The sequence below is a fragment of the Vibrio tubiashii ATCC 19109 genome (genome assembly GCF_000772105.1).
GTDB lineage: Bacteria > Pseudomonadota > Gammaproteobacteria > Enterobacterales > Vibrionaceae > Vibrio > Vibrio tubiashii.
The window spans coordinates 1,271,996-1,290,053 of the sequence record NZ_CP009354.1 but is presented as its reverse complement, the minus strand read 5'-3'; the positions used below and the strand labels follow the sequence as shown (position 1 = coordinate 1,290,053).

Annotated in this window: 18 protein-coding genes, 1 riboswitch and 1 other annotated feature; of the genes, 5 read left to right on the top strand and 13 right to left on the bottom strand. The window is 44.8% G+C overall.

The genetic code is table 11. The annotated features are described in order from the left end of the window. Positions 1-6: 6 nt before the first annotated feature. Positions 7-789: a DUF2927 domain-containing protein gene (locus tag IX91_RS05855; RefSeq protein ID WP_038197882.1), complete on the top strand. Its 783-nt coding sequence runs from the start codon at positions 7-9 to the stop codon at positions 787-789. A gap of 8 nt (positions 790-797) precedes the next feature. On the opposite strand, the gene IX91_RS05850 is transcribed toward IX91_RS05855, so the two are convergent. Then, the gene (locus tag IX91_RS05850; RefSeq protein ID WP_004748058.1) at positions 798-1,172 is read right to left on the bottom strand and encodes a DUF2750 domain-containing protein; all 375 of its coding nucleotides are present in this window, start codon (positions 1,170-1,172) and stop codon (positions 798-800) included. A gap of 71 nt (positions 1,173-1,243) precedes the next feature. Next, positions 1,244-2,149 (bottom strand): manganese-dependent inorganic pyrophosphatase, encoded by a 906-nt coding sequence (locus tag IX91_RS05845; protein WP_004749839.1) that lies wholly within the window; start codon positions 2,147-2,149, stop codon positions 1,244-1,246. 302 nt (positions 2,150-2,451) lie between these two features. Here IX91_RS05845 and IX91_RS05840 point away from each other — a divergent pair, with 302 nt between their 5' ends. Beyond that, complete coding sequence (locus tag IX91_RS05840) at positions 2,452-3,657, top strand: putative manganese transporter (RefSeq protein WP_004743969.1); 1,206 nt, start codon at positions 2,452-2,454, stop codon at positions 3,655-3,657. Positions 3,658-3,723: 66 nt separating this feature from the next. On the opposite strand, the gene hisIE is transcribed toward IX91_RS05840, so the two are convergent. From hisIE to tet(35), 9 genes are all read right to left on the bottom strand, one after another. Continuing rightward, positions 3,724-4,359, bottom strand: coding sequence for a bifunctional phosphoribosyl-AMP cyclohydrolase/phosphoribosyl-ATP diphosphatase HisIE (hisIE, locus tag IX91_RS05835; RefSeq protein ID WP_004743970.1), 636 nt, complete (start codon positions 4,357-4,359; stop codon positions 3,724-3,726). Beyond that, positions 4,356-5,129: an imidazole glycerol phosphate synthase subunit HisF gene (hisF, locus tag IX91_RS05830; RefSeq protein WP_004749837.1), complete on the bottom strand. Its 774-nt coding sequence runs from the start codon at positions 5,127-5,129 to the stop codon at positions 4,356-4,358. The genes hisIE and hisF overlap by 4 nt, the downstream gene beginning before the upstream one ends. Further along, on the bottom strand, positions 5,111-5,848 hold the full coding sequence (hisA, locus tag IX91_RS05825) for a 1-(5-phosphoribosyl)-5-[(5-phosphoribosylamino)methylideneamino]imidazole-4-carboxamide isomerase (protein ID WP_004743847.1): 738 nt from the start codon (positions 5,846-5,848) through the stop codon (positions 5,111-5,113). The genes hisF and hisA overlap by 19 nt, the downstream gene beginning before the upstream one ends. Before the next feature lie 12 nt (positions 5,849-5,860). Next, a complete protein-coding gene (gene hisH / locus IX91_RS05820; RefSeq protein ID WP_004743846.1) occupies positions 5,861-6,475 on the bottom strand; it encodes an imidazole glycerol phosphate synthase subunit HisH in 615 nt (204 codons plus the stop codon). A 26-nt stretch (positions 6,476-6,501) separates the two neighbouring features. Continuing rightward, positions 6,502-7,575, bottom strand: coding sequence for a bifunctional histidinol-phosphatase/imidazoleglycerol-phosphate dehydratase HisB (hisB, locus tag IX91_RS05815; RefSeq protein ID WP_004743845.1), 1,074 nt, complete (start codon positions 7,573-7,575; stop codon positions 6,502-6,504). A gap of 56 nt (positions 7,576-7,631) precedes the next feature. Continuing rightward, positions 7,632-8,672 (bottom strand): histidinol-phosphate transaminase, encoded by a 1,041-nt coding sequence (hisC, locus tag IX91_RS05810; RefSeq protein ID WP_004743844.1) that lies wholly within the window; start codon positions 8,670-8,672, stop codon positions 7,632-7,634. Between the two features lie 12 nt (positions 8,673-8,684). Then, entirely contained in the window at positions 8,685-9,977 is a 1,293-nt protein-coding gene (gene hisD, locus IX91_RS05805) for a histidinol dehydrogenase (RefSeq protein WP_004749828.1), read from the bottom strand. A gap of 5 nt (positions 9,978-9,982) precedes the next feature. Beyond that, positions 9,983-10,879, bottom strand: coding sequence for an ATP phosphoribosyltransferase (gene hisG / locus IX91_RS05800; RefSeq protein WP_004746862.1), 897 nt, complete (start codon positions 10,877-10,879; stop codon positions 9,983-9,985). 53 nt (positions 10,880-10,932) lie between these two features. Then, positions 10,933-11,069 (bottom strand) — a sequence feature (His leader region). A 175-nt stretch (positions 11,070-11,244) separates the two neighbouring features. Further along, entirely contained in the window at positions 11,245-12,846 is a 1,602-nt protein-coding gene (tet(35), locus tag IX91_RS05795) for a tetracycline efflux Na+/H+ antiporter family transporter Tet(35) (RefSeq protein ID WP_004746863.1), read from the bottom strand. A gap of 114 nt (positions 12,847-12,960) precedes the next feature. After that, positions 12,961-13,142, bottom strand: a riboswitch (Lysine riboswitch). Between the two features lie 590 nt (positions 13,143-13,732). Between tet(35) and IX91_RS05790 the strand changes: the two genes are divergently transcribed. Continuing rightward, positions 13,733-14,143, top strand: coding sequence for an H-NS family histone-like protein (locus IX91_RS05790; protein ID WP_004746864.1), 411 nt, complete (start codon positions 13,733-13,735; stop codon positions 14,141-14,143). Between the two features lie 104 nt (positions 14,144-14,247). On the opposite strand, the gene IX91_RS05785 is transcribed toward IX91_RS05790, so the two are convergent. Both IX91_RS05785 and IX91_RS05780 read right to left on the bottom strand, forming a co-directional pair. Next, positions 14,248-15,552, bottom strand: coding sequence for an inosine/guanosine kinase (locus IX91_RS05785; RefSeq protein WP_004746865.1), 1,305 nt, complete (start codon positions 15,550-15,552; stop codon positions 14,248-14,250). A 233-nt stretch (positions 15,553-15,785) separates the two neighbouring features. Then, positions 15,786-16,055: a hypothetical protein gene (locus IX91_RS05780; protein WP_004746866.1), complete on the bottom strand. Its 270-nt coding sequence runs from the start codon at positions 16,053-16,055 to the stop codon at positions 15,786-15,788. A gap of 194 nt (positions 16,056-16,249) precedes the next feature. On the opposite strand from IX91_RS05780, the gene mnmA reads away from it, so the two are divergent. Then, positions 16,250-17,374, top strand: coding sequence for a tRNA 2-thiouridine(34) synthase MnmA (mnmA, locus tag IX91_RS05775; protein WP_004746867.1), 1,125 nt, complete (start codon positions 16,250-16,252; stop codon positions 17,372-17,374). 18 nt (positions 17,375-17,392) lie between these two features. Then, on the top strand, positions 17,393-18,010 hold the full coding sequence (gene hflD / locus IX91_RS05770) for a high frequency lysogenization protein HflD (RefSeq protein WP_004746869.1): 618 nt from the start codon (positions 17,393-17,395) through the stop codon (positions 18,008-18,010). Positions 18,011-18,058: the final 48 nt, after the last annotated feature.

Genomic DNA, 18,058 nt, shown 5'->3' with positions numbered 1-18,058 from the left:
CTACTCATGCTAAGGAAAGCAATGCTTGGAATAATAGTGCTTGCCACTTCATTCCACTCTCAGGCATACACCACGCAACAAACTTGGCTCGATACCCAGTTTGTCGAGAAGGCTTTTATCAATGTTGCGCTGCGCAATGAATACTCGTCTGGAAGTAAACCATTAGTCAAATGGAATGAGCCTATAAAGATATGGGTTCAGCACAAAGTACCGGACAAAGCCCTTCACGATGAGCTCACAGATGCACATTTACGTCACTTAGTGCAGATAACTGGACACCGAATTCAAAGAGTGGCATCGCGTGAACAAGCGAATATCGTCTGGGTGTTTACTAAAGAATCTAAATGGCGTGAAGATATCGAACGAGAGCTAGGTAAACCAGCGCTTGCAAACGTATATGGCGCGATCTGCAAAGCAGGCTACCAAGTCGGTCGTAATGGCGCGCTTTCTCACGCCGCCATCATCATCCCTGTCGATCAAGCGAGGGAGCATGGTAAATTGCTTGCCTGCATCGTTGAGGAGATCACTCAAGTCTTAGGCTTACCGAACGACTCAGAGAGCGCTTTCCCTTCGATTTTTAATGATGAGACTCCCGAAGATCTGCTCTCTCCTCTTGATGTCGTTCTGTTGAAACTGCTCTACGAGCCGGAACTCAAACCTGGAATGAGTCAAAAGCAAGTCACACCTATCATTAGAAAGCTATTATCCAAATATAAAAAAGACGGCACATTAAATCGTGCCGTCTCTATTGCAAAGCAAGGAGAGCTGTTTCAGCTAATAGGCTATTAGTGTCTGCCCTATCCGCGCTTTTTCAGCTCGACTTCAAATTCGTCTGGGTATAGCACGACACCTTCTTCGTTGTCGTTAGGAAAAACAACAACAGATAGCTCGTCATCTTCAAGGCCGTACGTCCAACGACTAAACCATTTTGCCGTCGAAATTGGCTCTGCTTTACAATGCTCCCAGTCTCCGGTTGCCCACTGCTCAGCAAACTCTTGATGAGGCCACACTGGCACACAATCTTCGTCTTCGGTGTTGAGCATGACGCAGCCATGCTCATCAGTCAGAATCCAAACCTTACGGTTTTTGGCTATTTCTTTAATGCAGTAATTAAAGCGCTCATCTGGGCGCATTTTATTTACTGTCTCTAGCTGCTCATTTGATAGTGACATATTCACTTCCTCGCAAAGAAAACGCCCATGGCGTGACCATGGGCGTTAAGGTATACGTTATAGAGATAGAATTAAGCTAGTTCAGCTTGAAGCCAAGGCCAACCTTGCTTCTTACGACTTAGCGTATTTTCCATCATTAGCATGCCGTCTTTCTCATGCTTAACAAGTTTCTCAGCCCACTCACCTTTGTAAAGTAGACGAGTTTGAGCGGTAGTGATGTCTGTCAGCATTACTGCTGCAAACGCCAAACCTTGTTCAGCACAGCGGCTTTCTAGGTCTGCTTCTAGCGCTTCAATCATGCCGTCAACTTGCTCAAGAGTTGCAAGTTCAACCTGACCAACAACAACATCGCGACCATTGAATGGGTAACCTTTCAGGTCTTTTTCAACCAGCTCAGCCGCTGATAGGCCTTCGATGTTTGTTTTTGCGATAAGTAGATCTTTAATGAATGCATCTACATCGCATACGTCAGCGATTTTCGCTAGTTCTTCAACTGCATCTTTATCTTTTTGAGTACAAGTTGGAGAAGCAAAACCGACTGTGTCAGATAGGATTGCTGACATCATTAGCTTAGCGATCTTAGGCGTGATTTCGTGGCCTTCGATTTTAAACATGTTAAACAGTACTGTGTTAGTACAGCCAACAGGCCAGATCCAAGCTTCCATTGGGTTTACAGTCATCACGTCACCTAGGCGGTGGTGATCAACGATACCTAGGATTTCTGCGTCAGCCACATCATCCGGAGCTTGCGCTAGATCCGAGTAGTCTACTAACCAGATTTTCTCGCCCGCAACTGAAGTGCGTAGCTCAGGAACTTCTGCGCCAGCCACTTCTAGAATGTGTTGAGTTTCACGGTTAATTTCACCTTGGCGAATAGGCATTGCTTCAACACCACGAGCGGTTAGTAGCTCAGTTGCTACTAGTGCACTACAGATACTATCGCTATCAGGGTTCTTGTGACCTACAACTAGAATCATCTTTTTTCCTATCTGACTAAATTTCTTCCCAACAAGGGGCAATTACTCACAAACCCGATATTTTACCGAATTCTGATGATTTGTCATCGGTTGGATAGAGATTATTTGGTCATAAGCCATGACCAATCATCGTTATCAAACCTAACCCTCTCTTAAGTTTAGCACTAATGACATAACACCCATTAATAATTGGACTCACTTCACAGGTTGAGATGGCAACCACAATTGACAAAAACTTATTGCAAATAATTCTCATTAGCATATATTTGATAATAATTCGCATTTACATTTTTTGGTCGCCTATGGACACTTTACGATTTTCGCACCACTTACCCACTTGGTTGTCTCTTACTCAGTTTCGACCTGCGTACAAGCGTTTGTTGCTTCCTATTGCTCTCATTGTCTTATTACTTAGTGATACAACCAGAGATGTGTCTGTAAATACGCTTGCGGATGCGTTTTGGGCAGTCTCTAGTTATGTCGCCTTTACTCTGGCTATCTATCACTACTTGTCGGTTTTCTTTAGCAAGGAAAACCGCCTGGTAAACCTTTACCAGAGTTCACGTAATCATCAGGTGTTCTTCGCTGCCCTGCTAGGTGCTTTGCCTGGCTGTGGTGGGGCTATCATCGTCACGACCCAATTTGTTAGTGGCCGTGTTGGCTTTGGCGCCATTGTCGCGGTCTTAACCTCGACGATGGGTGATGCCGCATTCCTACTACTCGCGAGCAAACCTGATATCGGCTTTGCCGTCATTGGCCTAGGGGTCATGGTTGGCTGCGTTTCAGGCTGGGTGGTCAATGGTATCCATCGCGATGATTTTCTTCGACCTGAAGCAACGTCGGTTGCGAACCGTTTTAGTTGTGCCAGTGAAAGCTCAAACAGTCTTGAGCAGAAGGCCATTAATCTACAAGGTGCATTTTGGAAATGGCTTCTTGTTCCTGCAACCTTCATCGCTGCTCTGGGCTCTTTCCAAATAGATGTCAATCAACTGCTCCACCTACCTGAAATGACCATAGAATGGGTCGGTGCCATTCTTATCATTGTTAGTATGTTACTTTGGTCGTTAACCAAAGAAATCAAAGATTACGAGTCAACGGTCGCTGAAGATACAAAGCAAGTTTCGTCTCATCCGATACAAAAAGCAGCGCAAGATACCAATTTCGTTACAGCATGGGTCATTCTAGCTTTTATGGCCTTTGAGCTGATTACTTTCTTTGGTCAAATTGATCTTGCCACAACATTCTCTGGATGGGGAGTGTGGATGCCACTGATGGGCTTGACGGTAGGTTTACTGCCAGGTTGTGGACCGCAAATTCTCGTGACGAGTTTGTACATTTCTGGAGCCGCGCCATTATCTGCGCAATTAGCGAATGCGATATCAAACGATGGCGATGCTCTATTCCCTGCAATTGCCTTGGCCCCTAAAGCTGCTTTGGTCGCAACCATCTATTCAGCATTACCTGCTTTAGTTGTCGGTTACGGTTATTACTTCTTGTTCGAAATTTAATATTGACAACATTGGCTAAAAAAAAGCGCCCTCAATTGAGGGCGCTAGTTATTTGGAGGTCTGAGATTATTTGTGACGTTCTTTCAACTTGTTGACCACATCGTTCATCGACAGACCTTGATCTTGCAGAAGCACTAGTAGGTGGTAAATCAAATCCGCTGACTCGCACACTAGCTCCGCCTTATCACCCGACGTCGCCGCAAGCGCGACTTCAACGCCTTCTTCACCCACTTTCTGCGAAATACGCTTGGTGCCACGGGAATAGAGGTTGGCAGTATAAGAGGAATCAGGGTCGGCACTCTTGCGGGCAGCCAATAGCTGCTCAAGTTGATGAAGCCACACCATTTGCGACTCCTCTTGTGGGTCGACATCCCAACAAGTGGTGTTGCCCAAGTGACACGTAGGACCAATGGGATTTACTTTCACCAAGAGCGTATCGTTATCGCAATCTAGCTGCATGTTCACCAATTGCAATACATTGCCAGAGGTTTCACCTTTGGTCCACAAACGCTGCTTAGTGCGAGAGAAAAAGGTGACTTGACCTGTTTCACCTGTTTTCGCCAGTGCGTCTTGGTTCATGTAACCCATCATCAGCACTTGGCTCGATTGGAAATCTTGTACAATAGCAGGTACTAGACCATCCACCTTGTCCCAGTTGATACGCTCAGCTAAAGAACTTACTTCGGCGGTGTTTACACTCATAGTCGAACCTCAATACCTTGTTGTTTTAAATACTGCTTTAGTTCACCAATATTGATGACTTGCTTGTGGAAGACCGACGCGGCAAGCGCACCATCCACATTGGCCTTTTGGTAAGCTTCTGCAAAGTGCTCCATAGCCCCTGCACCGCCAGATGCAATCAATGGTACGTTACACACTTCTCGCACCATATTGAGCTGTTCGATATCGTAACCGTTACGCACGCCGTCTTGGTTCATCATGTTCAACACGATTTCACCTGCACCACGTTTTTGTACTTCTTGCACCCAATCGCGCGTTTCCCATTGGGTCGCTTTGGTGCGCTCTTCATCACCCGTAAACTGGTAAACCTGATACTTGCCCGTCTCTTTGTCATAGTACGAATCAATACCGACGACGATACACTGAACGCCAAATTTGTCCGCAAGGTCAGTGATTAACTGTGGGTTCGCCAATGCTGGTGAGTTGATAGATACCTTATCTGCACCAAACTCAAGAATACGCGCCGCGTCTTCCGCTGATTTAATGCCACCAGCCACACAAAACGGAATATCAATCACTTCTGCAACGCGAGCCACCCAACTTTTATCTACCACTCGGCCATCGCTAGAAGCGGTAATATCGTAGAACACGAGCTCGTCTGCGCCTTCTTCAGCATAACGCTGCGCAAGAGGAACGATATCGCCAATGATTTCGTGGTTACGGAACTGAACGCCCTTCACCACTTGTCCATCACGAACATCAAGACATGGAATTATTCGCTTTGCCAACATGCAAATGCCTCCTCTGCTGTGAACTTGCCATCAAGTAGTGCACGACCAACAATCACGCCAGCGACACCAGAGCCTTTCAGTGCTTCAATATCTGCTAATGAACCAATACCACCTGATGATTGGAATTGCACTTGTGGGTATTGTTTACATAGGTCTACATACAACTCTACGTTTGAGCCTTCTAGCGTACCGTCACGAGAAATATCGGTACAAAGCACATGCTGTAAGCCAACGGTTAGGTAATCATTAATCAGAGCTTCGATAGTCACGCCTGAGTCTTCTTGCCAACCAGAGATCGCTACCTTACGAGTGCCGTCTTGAGCGATGTTGATATCTAGCGCGAGAACAATTTTTTCCGCGCCGTATTTTTCCATCCAACCTTTTACCAGTTCAGGTTGTTTTACCGCTGTCGAGCCAACAACAACGCGCTGGGCACCGGCTTCGAGTAGATCGACAACGTCTTGCTCTGTACGTACACCACCACCGATTTGGATATTCGCTGGAGTGCTCGCGAGTAGCTTGGCAATCAAATCAAGTTGGCGCGCTGTCGTGTCTTTCGCACCTGTTAAGTCCACCAAGTGCAACCAGTTAGCACCGGCTTGGTGGTACAAGTTGAACTGCTCTGCTGGGTCGACTTTGTACTCGGTTACTTGGCCGTAATCACCTTGATAAAGGCGAACCACCTGTCCTTCAATTAAATCAAGAGCTGGAATAATCACACTAAATCCCTTTTATAATTCTAAGAAGTTTTGAATAAGCTTCGCGCCCGCTTTTGAAGAACGCTCAGGGTGGAATTGCACACCGTAGTAGTTACCGCTTTGCACAGCAGCCGTGAATGGATTTTCGTATTCACATTCTGCAATCGTGTACTCACCAACAGGCATAGCAAAGCTATGTACGAAATAGAAGTACTCTCCTTCTTCAATCCCTTTGAATAGTGGATTGCCTGTTTTAGCTGATACTGTATTCCACCCCATGTGAGGCAGTGGTAAATCGCCAGTTTCAAGTAGCTTCACTTCACCATCACAAAGCCCAAGGCACTCAACCAGCTCATCCGCTTTCTGCCCTTTTTCTTGCGATACTTTGCCTAACAGCTGCATACCTAAACAGATCCCTAGCAGCGGCTTTTCTACCTGTTTTACCAAGTTAATTAGATCGCGCTCTTCAAGGTTCTTCATCGCTTCACTTGCTGTCCCTACACCTGGTAGAAATAGCTTATCTGCTGCAAGCACTACTTGAGGGTCTTTAGAAATCGTTACATCATAACCTAAACGTTCAATGGCAAACTTCACCGAAGAAACGTTGGCACAACCAGTATCAATAATGACGACTTTCTGTTCTGTCACTGTTTTTCTCCTTGCTAACGTTAGCCTTAAAGTACGCCTTTACTACTTGGTAGCTCAGTGCCTTCTACTTTGATTGCTTGGCGTAGCGTACGACCAAACGCTTTAAATAGGCTCTCAATGATGTGGTGATCATTGTCGCCAGCTGAAGATAGGTGCAACGTACACGCTAGCGTATCTGTCAATGAGCGGAAGAAATGAACCACCATCTCTGTGGATAGGTCACCTACCTGCTCGCGACCGAACTCAGCGTCAAACTTAAGATAAGGACGACCAGACAGATCAAGTGCACATTGTGCCAAGCACTCATCCATTGGCAGGCTAAAGCCAAAACGACCGATGCCACGCTTGTCACCAAGTGCTTCTTTCAGCGCTTGCCCCAATGCAAGAGCGGTATCTTCTACCGTGTGGTGATCATCAATGTGTAAGTCACCTTCCACTTTGCACACCATCTGGAATCCGCCGTGAGTCGCGATTTGATCTAGCATGTGATCGAAGAAACCAAGACCAGTAGAGATTTGGTTGCTTCCCTGCTCATCAAGATTAACGGCAACTTTAATGTCCGTTTCTTTAGTGGTTCGAATCACTTCGGCAACACGTGCTTTGACGGTCAGATCTTTAAGGATCTGTTTCCAGTTCATGGTTTCTGGGTTGTATTGAATGCCACGAATTGCCATGTTTTCAGCAAGCTGCAGATCCGTTTGACGGTCGCCAATCACAACCGAGTTTTGGAAATCGACTTTTCCACCTTGAAGGTATTCTTTAACCAAACCCAATTTAGGCTTACGGCAAGAACAGTTGTCTTCATCAAAGTGAGGACAAATCAGCACATCATCGAACTTCACACCTTGAGATTCGAAGATCTCCATCATCATATTGTGTGGCGCATCAAAGTCTGCCTGTGGATAGCTGTCGGTGCCCAAACCGTCTTGGTTAGTCACCATCACTAGACGGTATCCCGCATCTTGAAGAGAGAGTAGACTTGGAATAACAAACGGCTCTAGCTTTAGTTTGTCTAATCGGTCTACTTGAAAGTCCACCGGCGGCTCAACAATTAAGGTGCCATCTCGGTCGATAAATAGAATTTTTTGTTGCTTGCTCACTCGAACTTCCTTATTTCAAATTTAGTGGCTCTCGCAAAGGCCAGAGCCAATGGTATTTAGCTGTAATAGTTTCTAATAAATCCGAGTGTCTTTTCGCACTCGTCTCGACTACCAATACTAATACGAACACAGTTTTCGATAGGAGAATTGCGTAAAATAATGCCGCTCTCCCATGCTGCTTTAAATAGTTCGTCACCTTGTGGGAATTTAACCAATAGGTAATTACCCCAACCTTCAAATATCTCTAAACCTTCAATCATTGATAAACCAACTTGTAGATACGCACGGTTTGCATTGAGGTCGAGAACTTGAAACTTCGCTCTAGCTAATCCCGCTTCAGATAACGCCTGAGTCGCGATTTCTGCTACTGGCACTGGCACTGGGTACGGGGCGATAACCTTAAGAAGTACATTAATCAGCTCTTCGTTTGCAAGGGTGAAACCGCAGCGCAAGCCCGCAAGCGCGAAAGCTTTAGACAGAGTACGCAAAATCGCTAGGTTCGGATATTGCGCTAATAAATCGACCGTCGACGCTTCAGGGCAGAAATCGATATACGCTTCATCCATCACGACAATGGCGCGATCTTTTGTCATCTCAAGCAGAGAGACAATATCTTCACGCTTAACTAGATTGCCCGTTGGGTTATTTGGCGAACAGACAAATACCAGTTTGGCATTATCTAGGTTGGCTTCGATGCCTTCTAGGTCGAGTTGCCAATCTGACGTTAGCGGCACAGTCTTACGCTCTACGCCAATGGTTTCTGCGCTAATTGCATACATTCCGTAAGTCGGTGGGCAATAAAGAATCGCATCTTCACCCGGCTCACAAAACGCACGAATCAATAATTCGATACCTTCGTCAGCTCCGCGAGAGGTCAATGTTTGCTCTGGTTTTACACCCGCATAAGCCGCATACGCTTCAATTAGCTCTTTTGGCTGACATTCGCTGTAGCGGTTCAAACGAGCAAAGTCTGTTTTGTATTCATTGTTGAATGGCGATTCATTCGCGTTCAACCAAACGTCGCCTGTACCACCAATTCGGCGAGCCGATAGGTAAGGAGTCAGTTGTTGGACTTGTTTACGCGCTAGCTTTTCCATCTCATTACCCTCTTACTTAGCTGCCAGTTTTTCGACACGAATCGTCACAGCACGCTTGTGCGCATCCAAACCTTCTGCTTCCGCCATGGTGACAACGGTTGGCGCTAACTCTTTCAGGCCATCTGCCGTAAGCTCTTGTACTGTCATTCGTTTAGAGAAATCAGCCAATCCAAGACTTGAGTAAGTACGGGTGTAACCGTAGGTAGGAAGAACGTGGTTTGTCCCTGACGCATAATCACCTGCTGACTCAGGGGACCAATCACCTAGGAAAATCGAACCTGCATTATCGAGTAGAGGCAGAAGCTCACGCGGATTCTTAGTTTGTACAATCAGGTGCTCAGGACCGTAATAGTTCGAAATCGACACTGCTTGAGTCAACGACTCAGAGATAATGATTAAACTTGATGCTAAGGCTTTTTCAGCAATATCTGCACGAGATAATTCTTTAAGCTGACGCTGAACTGCATCGGTAACCTGATCAGCAACAATCGGTGATGGTGTAACAAGCACGACTTGTGAATCTGGTCCGTGCTCCGCTTGGCTAAGCAAATCGGCAGCAATAAAATCTGGGTCAGCGGTTTCATCAGCCAAAACCAAGACTTCAGAAGGCCCTGCTGGCATATCAATCGCCGCACCACGGAAGTCATTGCTTACCTGACGCTTTGCTTCTGTCACGTAAGCATTACCCGGCCCGAAAATCTTATCTACTTTTGAAACGCTTTCGGTACCATACGCCATTGCAGCAACCGCTTGACCACCACCGACATTGTAGACTTCATCAATACCACATAGCTTCGCGACATATAGGATCTCATCTGCGATCGGCGGAGGAGAACAAAGAACCACTTTGCGACAACCTGCAATTTTCGCTGGCACCCCAAGCATCAAAACAGTCGATGGCAATGGTGCACTGCCACCCGGAATGTACAAGCCCACTTTTTGAATTGGACGAGTCACTTGCTCACACAAAACGCCAGGCTGAGTCTCAACCTTGATTGGCTGAGGTTTTTGCGCCTTATGGAACTTAGAGATATTGGCGTAGGCCTGCTCAAGCGCCTGTTTCATGTTGGAAGACAAGCGTTCACATGCCGCTTCTACCTCTTGCTCAGAGACACGAATCGACTCAGGCTTAACGCGATCAAACTTTTCTGTCAGCTCTAGTAACGCAGCATCGCCTTCTTCGCGAACCTTGGCGATCACTTGCGAAACCGCTGCGGTGATATTCGCACCTTCAGTAATTGCCGGACGCTCTAAAATAGAGTCTTGCTGAGATTCACTTAATGATTGCCAAACAACTGTTCTCATTGCGATTACTCCATCATTTTCTCAATTGGCAATACTAGGATTGAGCTCGCACCCAACTCTTTTAGCTGTTCCATTGTTTCCCAAAACAAGTTTTCAGTACTCACCAAGTGAACCGCGACTTTTTGCTGATCAGCCGAAAGAGGGAGAACCGTTGGATCTTCAGCGCCCGGTAGTAGAGATTTGATTTGGTCTAACTTATCCGTTGGAGCATGCAGCATGATGTATTTCGATTCTTTTGCTTGCTGTACGCCTTGCATACGAGTCAGTAGTTTTTCGATTAGCGCCACTTTGTCAGCATCAAAATCACCAGTACGTTGAATCAGTGTCGCCTTTGATTTGAAGATGATTTCTGCTTCTTTAAGGCCGTTCGCTTCGAGAGTTGCGCCAGTAGACACCAAATCTGCAATTGCATCTGCAAGACCCGCTCGCGGAGCTACTTCTACAGAGCCAGTGAGCATACAGGTCGAGAAAGGAACACCTTGCTCATCCATGTACGCTTTAAGTAGCTGAGGGTAAGTCGTTGCAATGCGTTTGCCTGCTAGGTCCTGAGGGCCGTTGTACTCTTCATCCTTATCAATCGCGATAGATAGACGACAGCCACCAAAATCTAGACGGCGCAGCTGAACAAACTCACTTGGCTCGCCCAACGCCTTACGATCTAAACGTACTTCTTCAAGTTCGTTTTCACCGATAAAGCCAAGGTCAACGACACCATCCATGATAAGACCTGGAATATCATCGTCGCGTACTAGCAATAGGTCAATTGGCATATTTAGTGAGTGAACAACAAGACGCTCACCCATGATATTGAATTTAACGCCGCACTTTTTAAGCAGAGTCTGACACTCTTTACTCAGGCGACCTTTCTTTTGGATTGCGATTCTTAGGCGTTGTGTTTGCATTGCTGTATCCCTGTGCAAGATTTTGAAATTTATAAACTTTTTAAGATTCAAATACTGAAAAACCCTCGGAAGAGTTGTTCTCCCGAGGGTTCTAAATCTTGTAGTTTGCGATTTTAGCCTCCGGGAGTTTCCTGTCTCCCGGGTATGCGTGCATCTCCCGAAAGACTAAACTGGGTGATGATGGTGATGAATGTTCATGACTAATTTACGCATACTTAATAAGCTCTTCTGTTCGCTTTGTTGATATCCACACTAACCAAGCCGAAAACATTTTTCAACCATTTATTTAAACTTTTTTCAATTTGTATATGACAAATAAAAAGGGAGCCTGAGCTCCCTTATCTAATAGCAATAACTTCAATCTGTTACGCGTTTTGGCAACTCGCCATCTTTGACTTAGACAGAACAGATAGCAAGACACAAATAGCGATAAATGCTACCGACGCCGCTGCGAATGACATGCCGATAGAAGCGGTCATACCTAGAGTAATAAAACCAATACACGACACGACTGCAACTGACAGTGCATATGGTAACTGAGTCGCTACGTGGTCGATGTGATTACAACGAGCACCTGTTGAAGAAAGAATGGTGGTATCTGAGATTGGTGAACAGTGGTCACCAAATACTGAACCCGCTAATACAGCACTTAGCATTGGTAGCATTAGCGCCAGATCCGTTGCACCTGCCATATCACCCGCGATTGGCAGCATGATACCGAATGTACCCCATGATGTACCTGTAGAAAACGCCATAAGGCCAGACAATAGGAACAAAATAACTGGCAACCAATGTGGGTTGATATTGCCTTGAGCTAAAGTCGACAAATACTTACCTGTGTTCATGTCACCGATAACTGAACCAATCGTCCAAGCAAACACCAGGATCAGGATCGCGCCAAACATTGATTTCGCACCAATCCAAAGCGTACGAGAGATCTCACTTACCGCAATACCTTGTTTAACAACGGTAAACAGCGCAACAGCCAAACCAACTAGGCCACCGTAAATAAGAGATGTACCTACATCAGTGTTTTCAAATGCGCCGAGTAAGTTAAACGCAATGCCGTCCGCAGCAAGAGCTTGACCACCGGTGTAAAGCATCGAAGCAACCGTCGCAACAATAAGTAAAACGATCGGCAAGATGAGATCAGAGACTTTACCCTTATCGCTCTCTTCGATATCCAACTCTTCGTTTAGCTCGTGAGCTTCTTCCGAGTCTTCCGCTTGCTCTTTTGCAAACCCGTGCCCACGTGACGCCGCAATTTCATGCTCACGCATCTTACCGATGTCTAGTCCGAACCAAGCAACAGCAAATACCATAAGTAGCGCGAATATCGCATAGAAGTTCATCGGAATTAGGCGAACGTATGCGCCAAGTGCTGAATACTCAGTAATACCATGCGAAACTAAGATGCCACCAATGATTGTCATGATGTAAGCACCCCAGCTAGAAGCAGGCATGATCACACACATTGGAGCAGCAGTTGAATCAAGGATATAAGCTAGCTTAGCTCGTGATACGTAGAAACGGTCAGTGACAGGACGAGAGATAGCACCCACAGCCAAGCTGTTAAAGTAATCATCAACAAAGATGAAAACACCTAAAAATGCAGCAAGAAGCTTAGAGCCACGCTTACTTTTAACGCGAGTTTGCGCCCACTCTGCAAACGCACGTGTACCACCGGATAGCGTCAATAGCGCTGTCATCATCCCTAGTAAAATTAGGAAGCCGACAATACTCATATTCCAAGTATTGATACCGCCATCTTCAATAAAGACACTTGAAACGGTAGAACCAACATATCCAAGCGCACTACCGAATGAGTAGTCGTTAAGTAGGATTGCGCCTAAAACAATACCGACACCAAGCGATACGAGTACGCGGCGGGTAATAATAGCAAGACTCAGTGCCACAATTGGCGGCAAAAGAGATAAAGGAGATGATGCAAAATCAATTAAATTCATGATCTTCAAAAACCAGTAATAAATGGTTAGAGATCTACTGCAGACTAATTGAAGGAAATCATTTCCAATCAATTAAGTTGAAATTAGCGATAGGTCAGCGAATGCGAAACCCAGCCCTACAGTAGCGCTCCATAGTTTTACAAATTATAGACTATGGCAGTGTTACCCCTTTCGAGTGTAACCCCAGCAAACCTCCTTGATGAGAGAATTCACTTCGGCGAAATAACCTTTTATGTTTGCTCATTGGCATCACCCCAGCAAACACTACTTATTTATTCCGCGCCTCTACCGCGATTGTTGAAACTTTAAACTACCGAAAAATCATTTTAACAATAATTTAACCAACAAAACGCATTAGGTTGCGCCCATTGTACTCATATCACCACCTCTTTCAACATAATATTCCATTTTCTACTGTTAAAAATATCGTTAGCCAACTTCGACTAAGCTTTCAAGATTGATGAATAGTCATCCAATTGGATAACTTATTGGCCCATCCATTGAACTCAAATGGTCTGATTTCTTAGAAATCCACTCTACTAATGACGTTTTTTTAACCATCCTTACATGACAGATACATTTTTTTGATACGCCAGACTTGTTTTTTTGTACTGATACATACTAAAGGCATATAGCTCAGGGATACGGTTATATTTTCGATAACATTTAATATGAAACCGGACTCCCAGATAGGCCTCTGTTAATATAAGAGATAAGCGCGATAGAAAATCTATTTATTGCAAGCAACTAAATTAATAATAAAACGGCTCTCAAACAACATTCTGATAGTTTATTTTACGTAAATTTATGTCAGTGAGATTGTAATATTAAATTTAGAGGTTTATGATTCATACATCGACAACTTATATTGTGAAGAGATGAATAAATGTCGGAACTAACAAAAACACTATTAAACATTCGTAGTCTACGTGCTTTTTCTCGAGAGCTAACACTTGAGCAATTAGAAGAAGCGTTAGATAAACTAACTACTGTTGTAGCTGAGCGTAAAGAAGCAGAAGAAGCTGAACGTGAAGCAGCTGCAGAGCAAGAAGCTAAATTAGCCGCCATTGCTGAACAGATTACTAAAGACGGCATCGACGTCGAAGCGCTTATTTCTGCATTGGCAGGTGAGTCTAAAGGAAGTAAGCCAAAAGCGAAGCGTGCTCCTCGCCCAGCAAAATATAAATATGTAGATGCTTCAGGTGAAGAGAAAACTTGGACAGGTCAAGGTCGTACACCTTCAGTAATCCAAGAGCAACTAGATGCCGGCAAGTCACTAGACGACTTCCTAATCTAATCACTTTTAATGATTTACAAAAAGCGCCTATATGGCGCTTTTTTATTATTGCCGCAAATAAAAAAGCCTCAATTTAATGAAGCTTTTATCGTTCAATAACGGAATTAACGTTCCCAGTACGCTTCTTCCAAGCTATCTTCTCGCTCAGGAAGTCCACGAGATAAACGCGGTGAATGCTGCACTAACACTTCGTAACTGGCGCGATTAGAGTATTTACATACTTGCGAGAACGATGAATAAGTTAAGTATGAATGTGCGTGCTTGCTTGAGTTAGGCACATTTTCTTTATGGTATTTGTTCGCTGCCATATCATGTAATAAAGCAGAAAGAGCGGCATCACCAGCACCATTGGTATTCTTAATTTTCTCTGGGCCACCCATATAAGGTGAAATATGCGAGTAAACTTTAATTGGATTATCGCAAAGCCCTTTTGAAGCAGGTCGGCTAAATTCGTAGCGGTTAAATTCTGCAATACTGCCTGGCAATAATGGTAAAGACGTTTCACGTTTTGCAGACTCTTCAGTATAACCCGCCATAAATAGGCCTACTGGCCCAGCGGTACATAATACTAAATCAACCCACTCTAGCGTTTTATCAGAAGCTGCAAGAGGATCGGATTCTCCGGTTAGTGCTTCCGCTTCATCTTCATTCATTGCTACTACTGAAACATGCTCGTTTAAAAAGTCTTGCCAGAACTTTGGATCATCTTGAATAACGAATTTAGTGCCTAGAGTCAGTACGACAGGTACGTCATGTTTTTTTGCGTACTCGATCGCTCTCATCGTCGCTTCAGGCATTGGGTCGCCTTTCTTGCAACGCACCAAGTAAGCGGTTAACACCAAAGCAGAAGCGTTTTTAAATATTTTCTCAGGAATGCTATCTGGATGGAGCTGGTTCATTTGCCCTTCACTAATAGCAAAAGTGCGCTCACCGTCTTCAGTAATTAATGCGAAACAGCGACCAATTGCCCCGTCGACACCTTGAAGGTGGTTTAGATCCATACGGCTTGATGTATTGCATAAGTAGCGGTAACCATAACTGCCAATTTTAATATCTTGGCTCATTACGCCTAAAAGCGTAGAGCGGTCATCAGCCAGTACTGAATAGTTGTGGAGCGTATTACCAATCGTACCACCAGCGTATTCATTGGTGATCAAATCACGTTCTTTGAGTTCGTTATATAGCGCTTCTGCAGTCTCATCATCAATAACGAGCGAGTGTCCCTTACTCAGTTGGTATTTTTCGATAAGCTCACTGCTTACTTTGGCCTCAATATCAACAAGAGTTTGATCAATGCCGATAATATGCGTGCGCGACATTTTTTTACTTTCTTGTGATTGACTCACTAATGGATCACGAGCGTGAACAGGAAAGTAATGCTTCGATTTACGTTGACCAGGAAATTTCATAACAATGCTTCTGCAGTAAAGAATCTGAATAAGGGATGAAAGGATGCCGGATTCTACCTTGCAGGTTTTAGGACGGCAACAAAAGGTATTATAGCAAACGTTTGCATCGGCAATTAAAATCTGAGCAGCTATGAATGTAATAAATAAGTGGGATGGTCGATTGATGAAGCACCCACTTTTGGTGAGTGCTCTTAGCGCTATAGGCTGGCTGTTTTATCGAAAGGAGTCGTGGCTTATTCACCTTCCATAAAGCTAAGGTCCGGTAAGCGATCTAGGTTCTCAGCATAGCGCTTCAAGTTGAACTCACCTTCGTTTTTCATTACATCAAAGATTTCAATCGCTACTGCGCACGCCATCATAGCGATAGCGTCTTCACGAGGCGTGCCCGTCATCATCAAACGCATTAAGGTCTCTTTTACCTTAACTGGATTTCCATCTTCTAGTTGGTTTTCGATAACTTCAATCAACTGGGCTTCTTCGATGATTTGGTTTTCTTCGCTCATTAGATTCACTCTGGCTCTCTTGAATTTTCGCCACTATGCCACATATACAGGTTAATAGTTAAGTTTCCGCGATTTTCACTAAGCAAACGTCTAATAAACGCCCGAAATCGAAGTGTGAGTTCGATCTCGGATCTGTCCCCTCGCTATGCTTTCTGATAAAATCTGCGTCCAGTTAAATTAAGTGGTGTTTAGTAATGTCTGACAACAGTCAAAAGAAAGTCATCGTTGGCATGTCCGGTGGCGTTGATTCATCTGTATCTGCGTATCTTCTTAAGCAGCAAGGCTATCAAGTTGAAGGCCTGTTTATGAAGAACTGGGAAGAAGATGACAACGAAGAATACTGTACAGCAGCTGAAGATCTTGCCGATGCGCAAGCGGTCTGTGACAAGCTAGGCATTCACCTGCACACGATTAACTTTGCTGCGGAATATTGGGATAACGTATTCGAGTATTTCCTTGCTGAATACAAAGCAGGTCGTACACCTAACCCAGATATTCTGTGCAACAAAGAGATCAAGTTTAAAGCATTCTTAGAGTTTGCGGATGAAGTGCTCGACGCAGACTATATCGCTATGGGTCACTATGTACGCCGTACATTCCCAACTCCAGAAGAAGTTGAAAATGGCGACAAGCCACGCATGCTTCGTGGTCTAGACAACAACAAAGACCAAAGCTACTTCCTGTACACGCTAAGCAGCGATCAGGTTGCACGCAGCCTATTCCCTGTTGGTGATTTAGAGAAACCAGAAGTTCGCCGCATAGCTGAAGAACAAGATCTGATCACAGCGAAGAAAAAAGACTCTACTGGTATCTGTTTCATTGGCGAACGTAAGTTCACAGATTTCCTAGGCCGCTATCTACCAGCGCAACCAGGCGACATTGAAACACCAGAAGGTAAAGTGATTGGTAAGCACAACGGATTGATGTACCACACCTTAGGTCAACGTAAAGGCCTGCATATCGGCGGCCAAAAAGGCGGTGGCGGTAATGAAGACCCGTGGTTCGTTGGTGACAAAGATCTTAAGCGCAATGTCTTAATTGCTGTTCAAGGTAAAGATCACCCAATGCTCAAATCTCAAGGTTTGATTGCATCTCAACTACACTGGGTTGCTCGTGAAGCGATTAAAGAACCGTTACAATGCACTGTAAAAACTCGCTACCGTCAAACAGATATCCCATGTACTATCATCCCTATCGATGATGAAAACATTAAAGTGATCTTTGACGAGCCTCAAATCGCTGTAACACCGGGGCAATCTGCTGTTTTCTATAAAGATGATGTTTGCTTAGGTGGCGGAATCATCGAAGAACGCATTTAATTTTAGGAGTAGAACTACGTGGCTAACACACTATATGACCGTACCATCGCCTTTGCAGGAATTTGCCAAGCTGTCGCCTTGGTCCAACAAGTCGCAAAAAACGGTCACTGTGACTCTGACGCGTTTGAAACATCCCTAAAAGCGATCTTAAACACCAGCCCAAATAATACCGTTGGTGTTTTCGGTCGTGAATCCGACCTCAAGCTTGGTCTAGAGTGTTTGGTTAAGGGGATCGACAGTACTCCTAATGGTAGCGAAATCACACGTTACATCATTAGCCTCATGGCGCTTGAGCGTAAGCTTCAGACTCGAAACGATGCCATGTCTCAGTTAGGCGATCGCATTCAAATGTTGGAACGCCAACTCGAGCATTTTGATCTACTTGATGAGCAGATGATTAGCAACCTTGCCAGCGTCTATCTCGATGTAATCAGCCCAGTTGGTCCACGTATTCAAGTCACTGGTACACCATCAGTGCTGCAACAGACATCGAACCAACACAAAGTTCGCGCTCTTCTTCTATCAGGTATTCGCAGTGCCGTTTTATGGCGTCAGGTTGGCGGCAAACGTCGTCACCTAATCTTTGGACGCAAGAAAATGGTTGAGCAGGCACAAATACTATTAGCTCGAATCTAACGTTAATTAGTAGCTCGCGCATGACGCGAGCTTCTTCTTTTATACCAA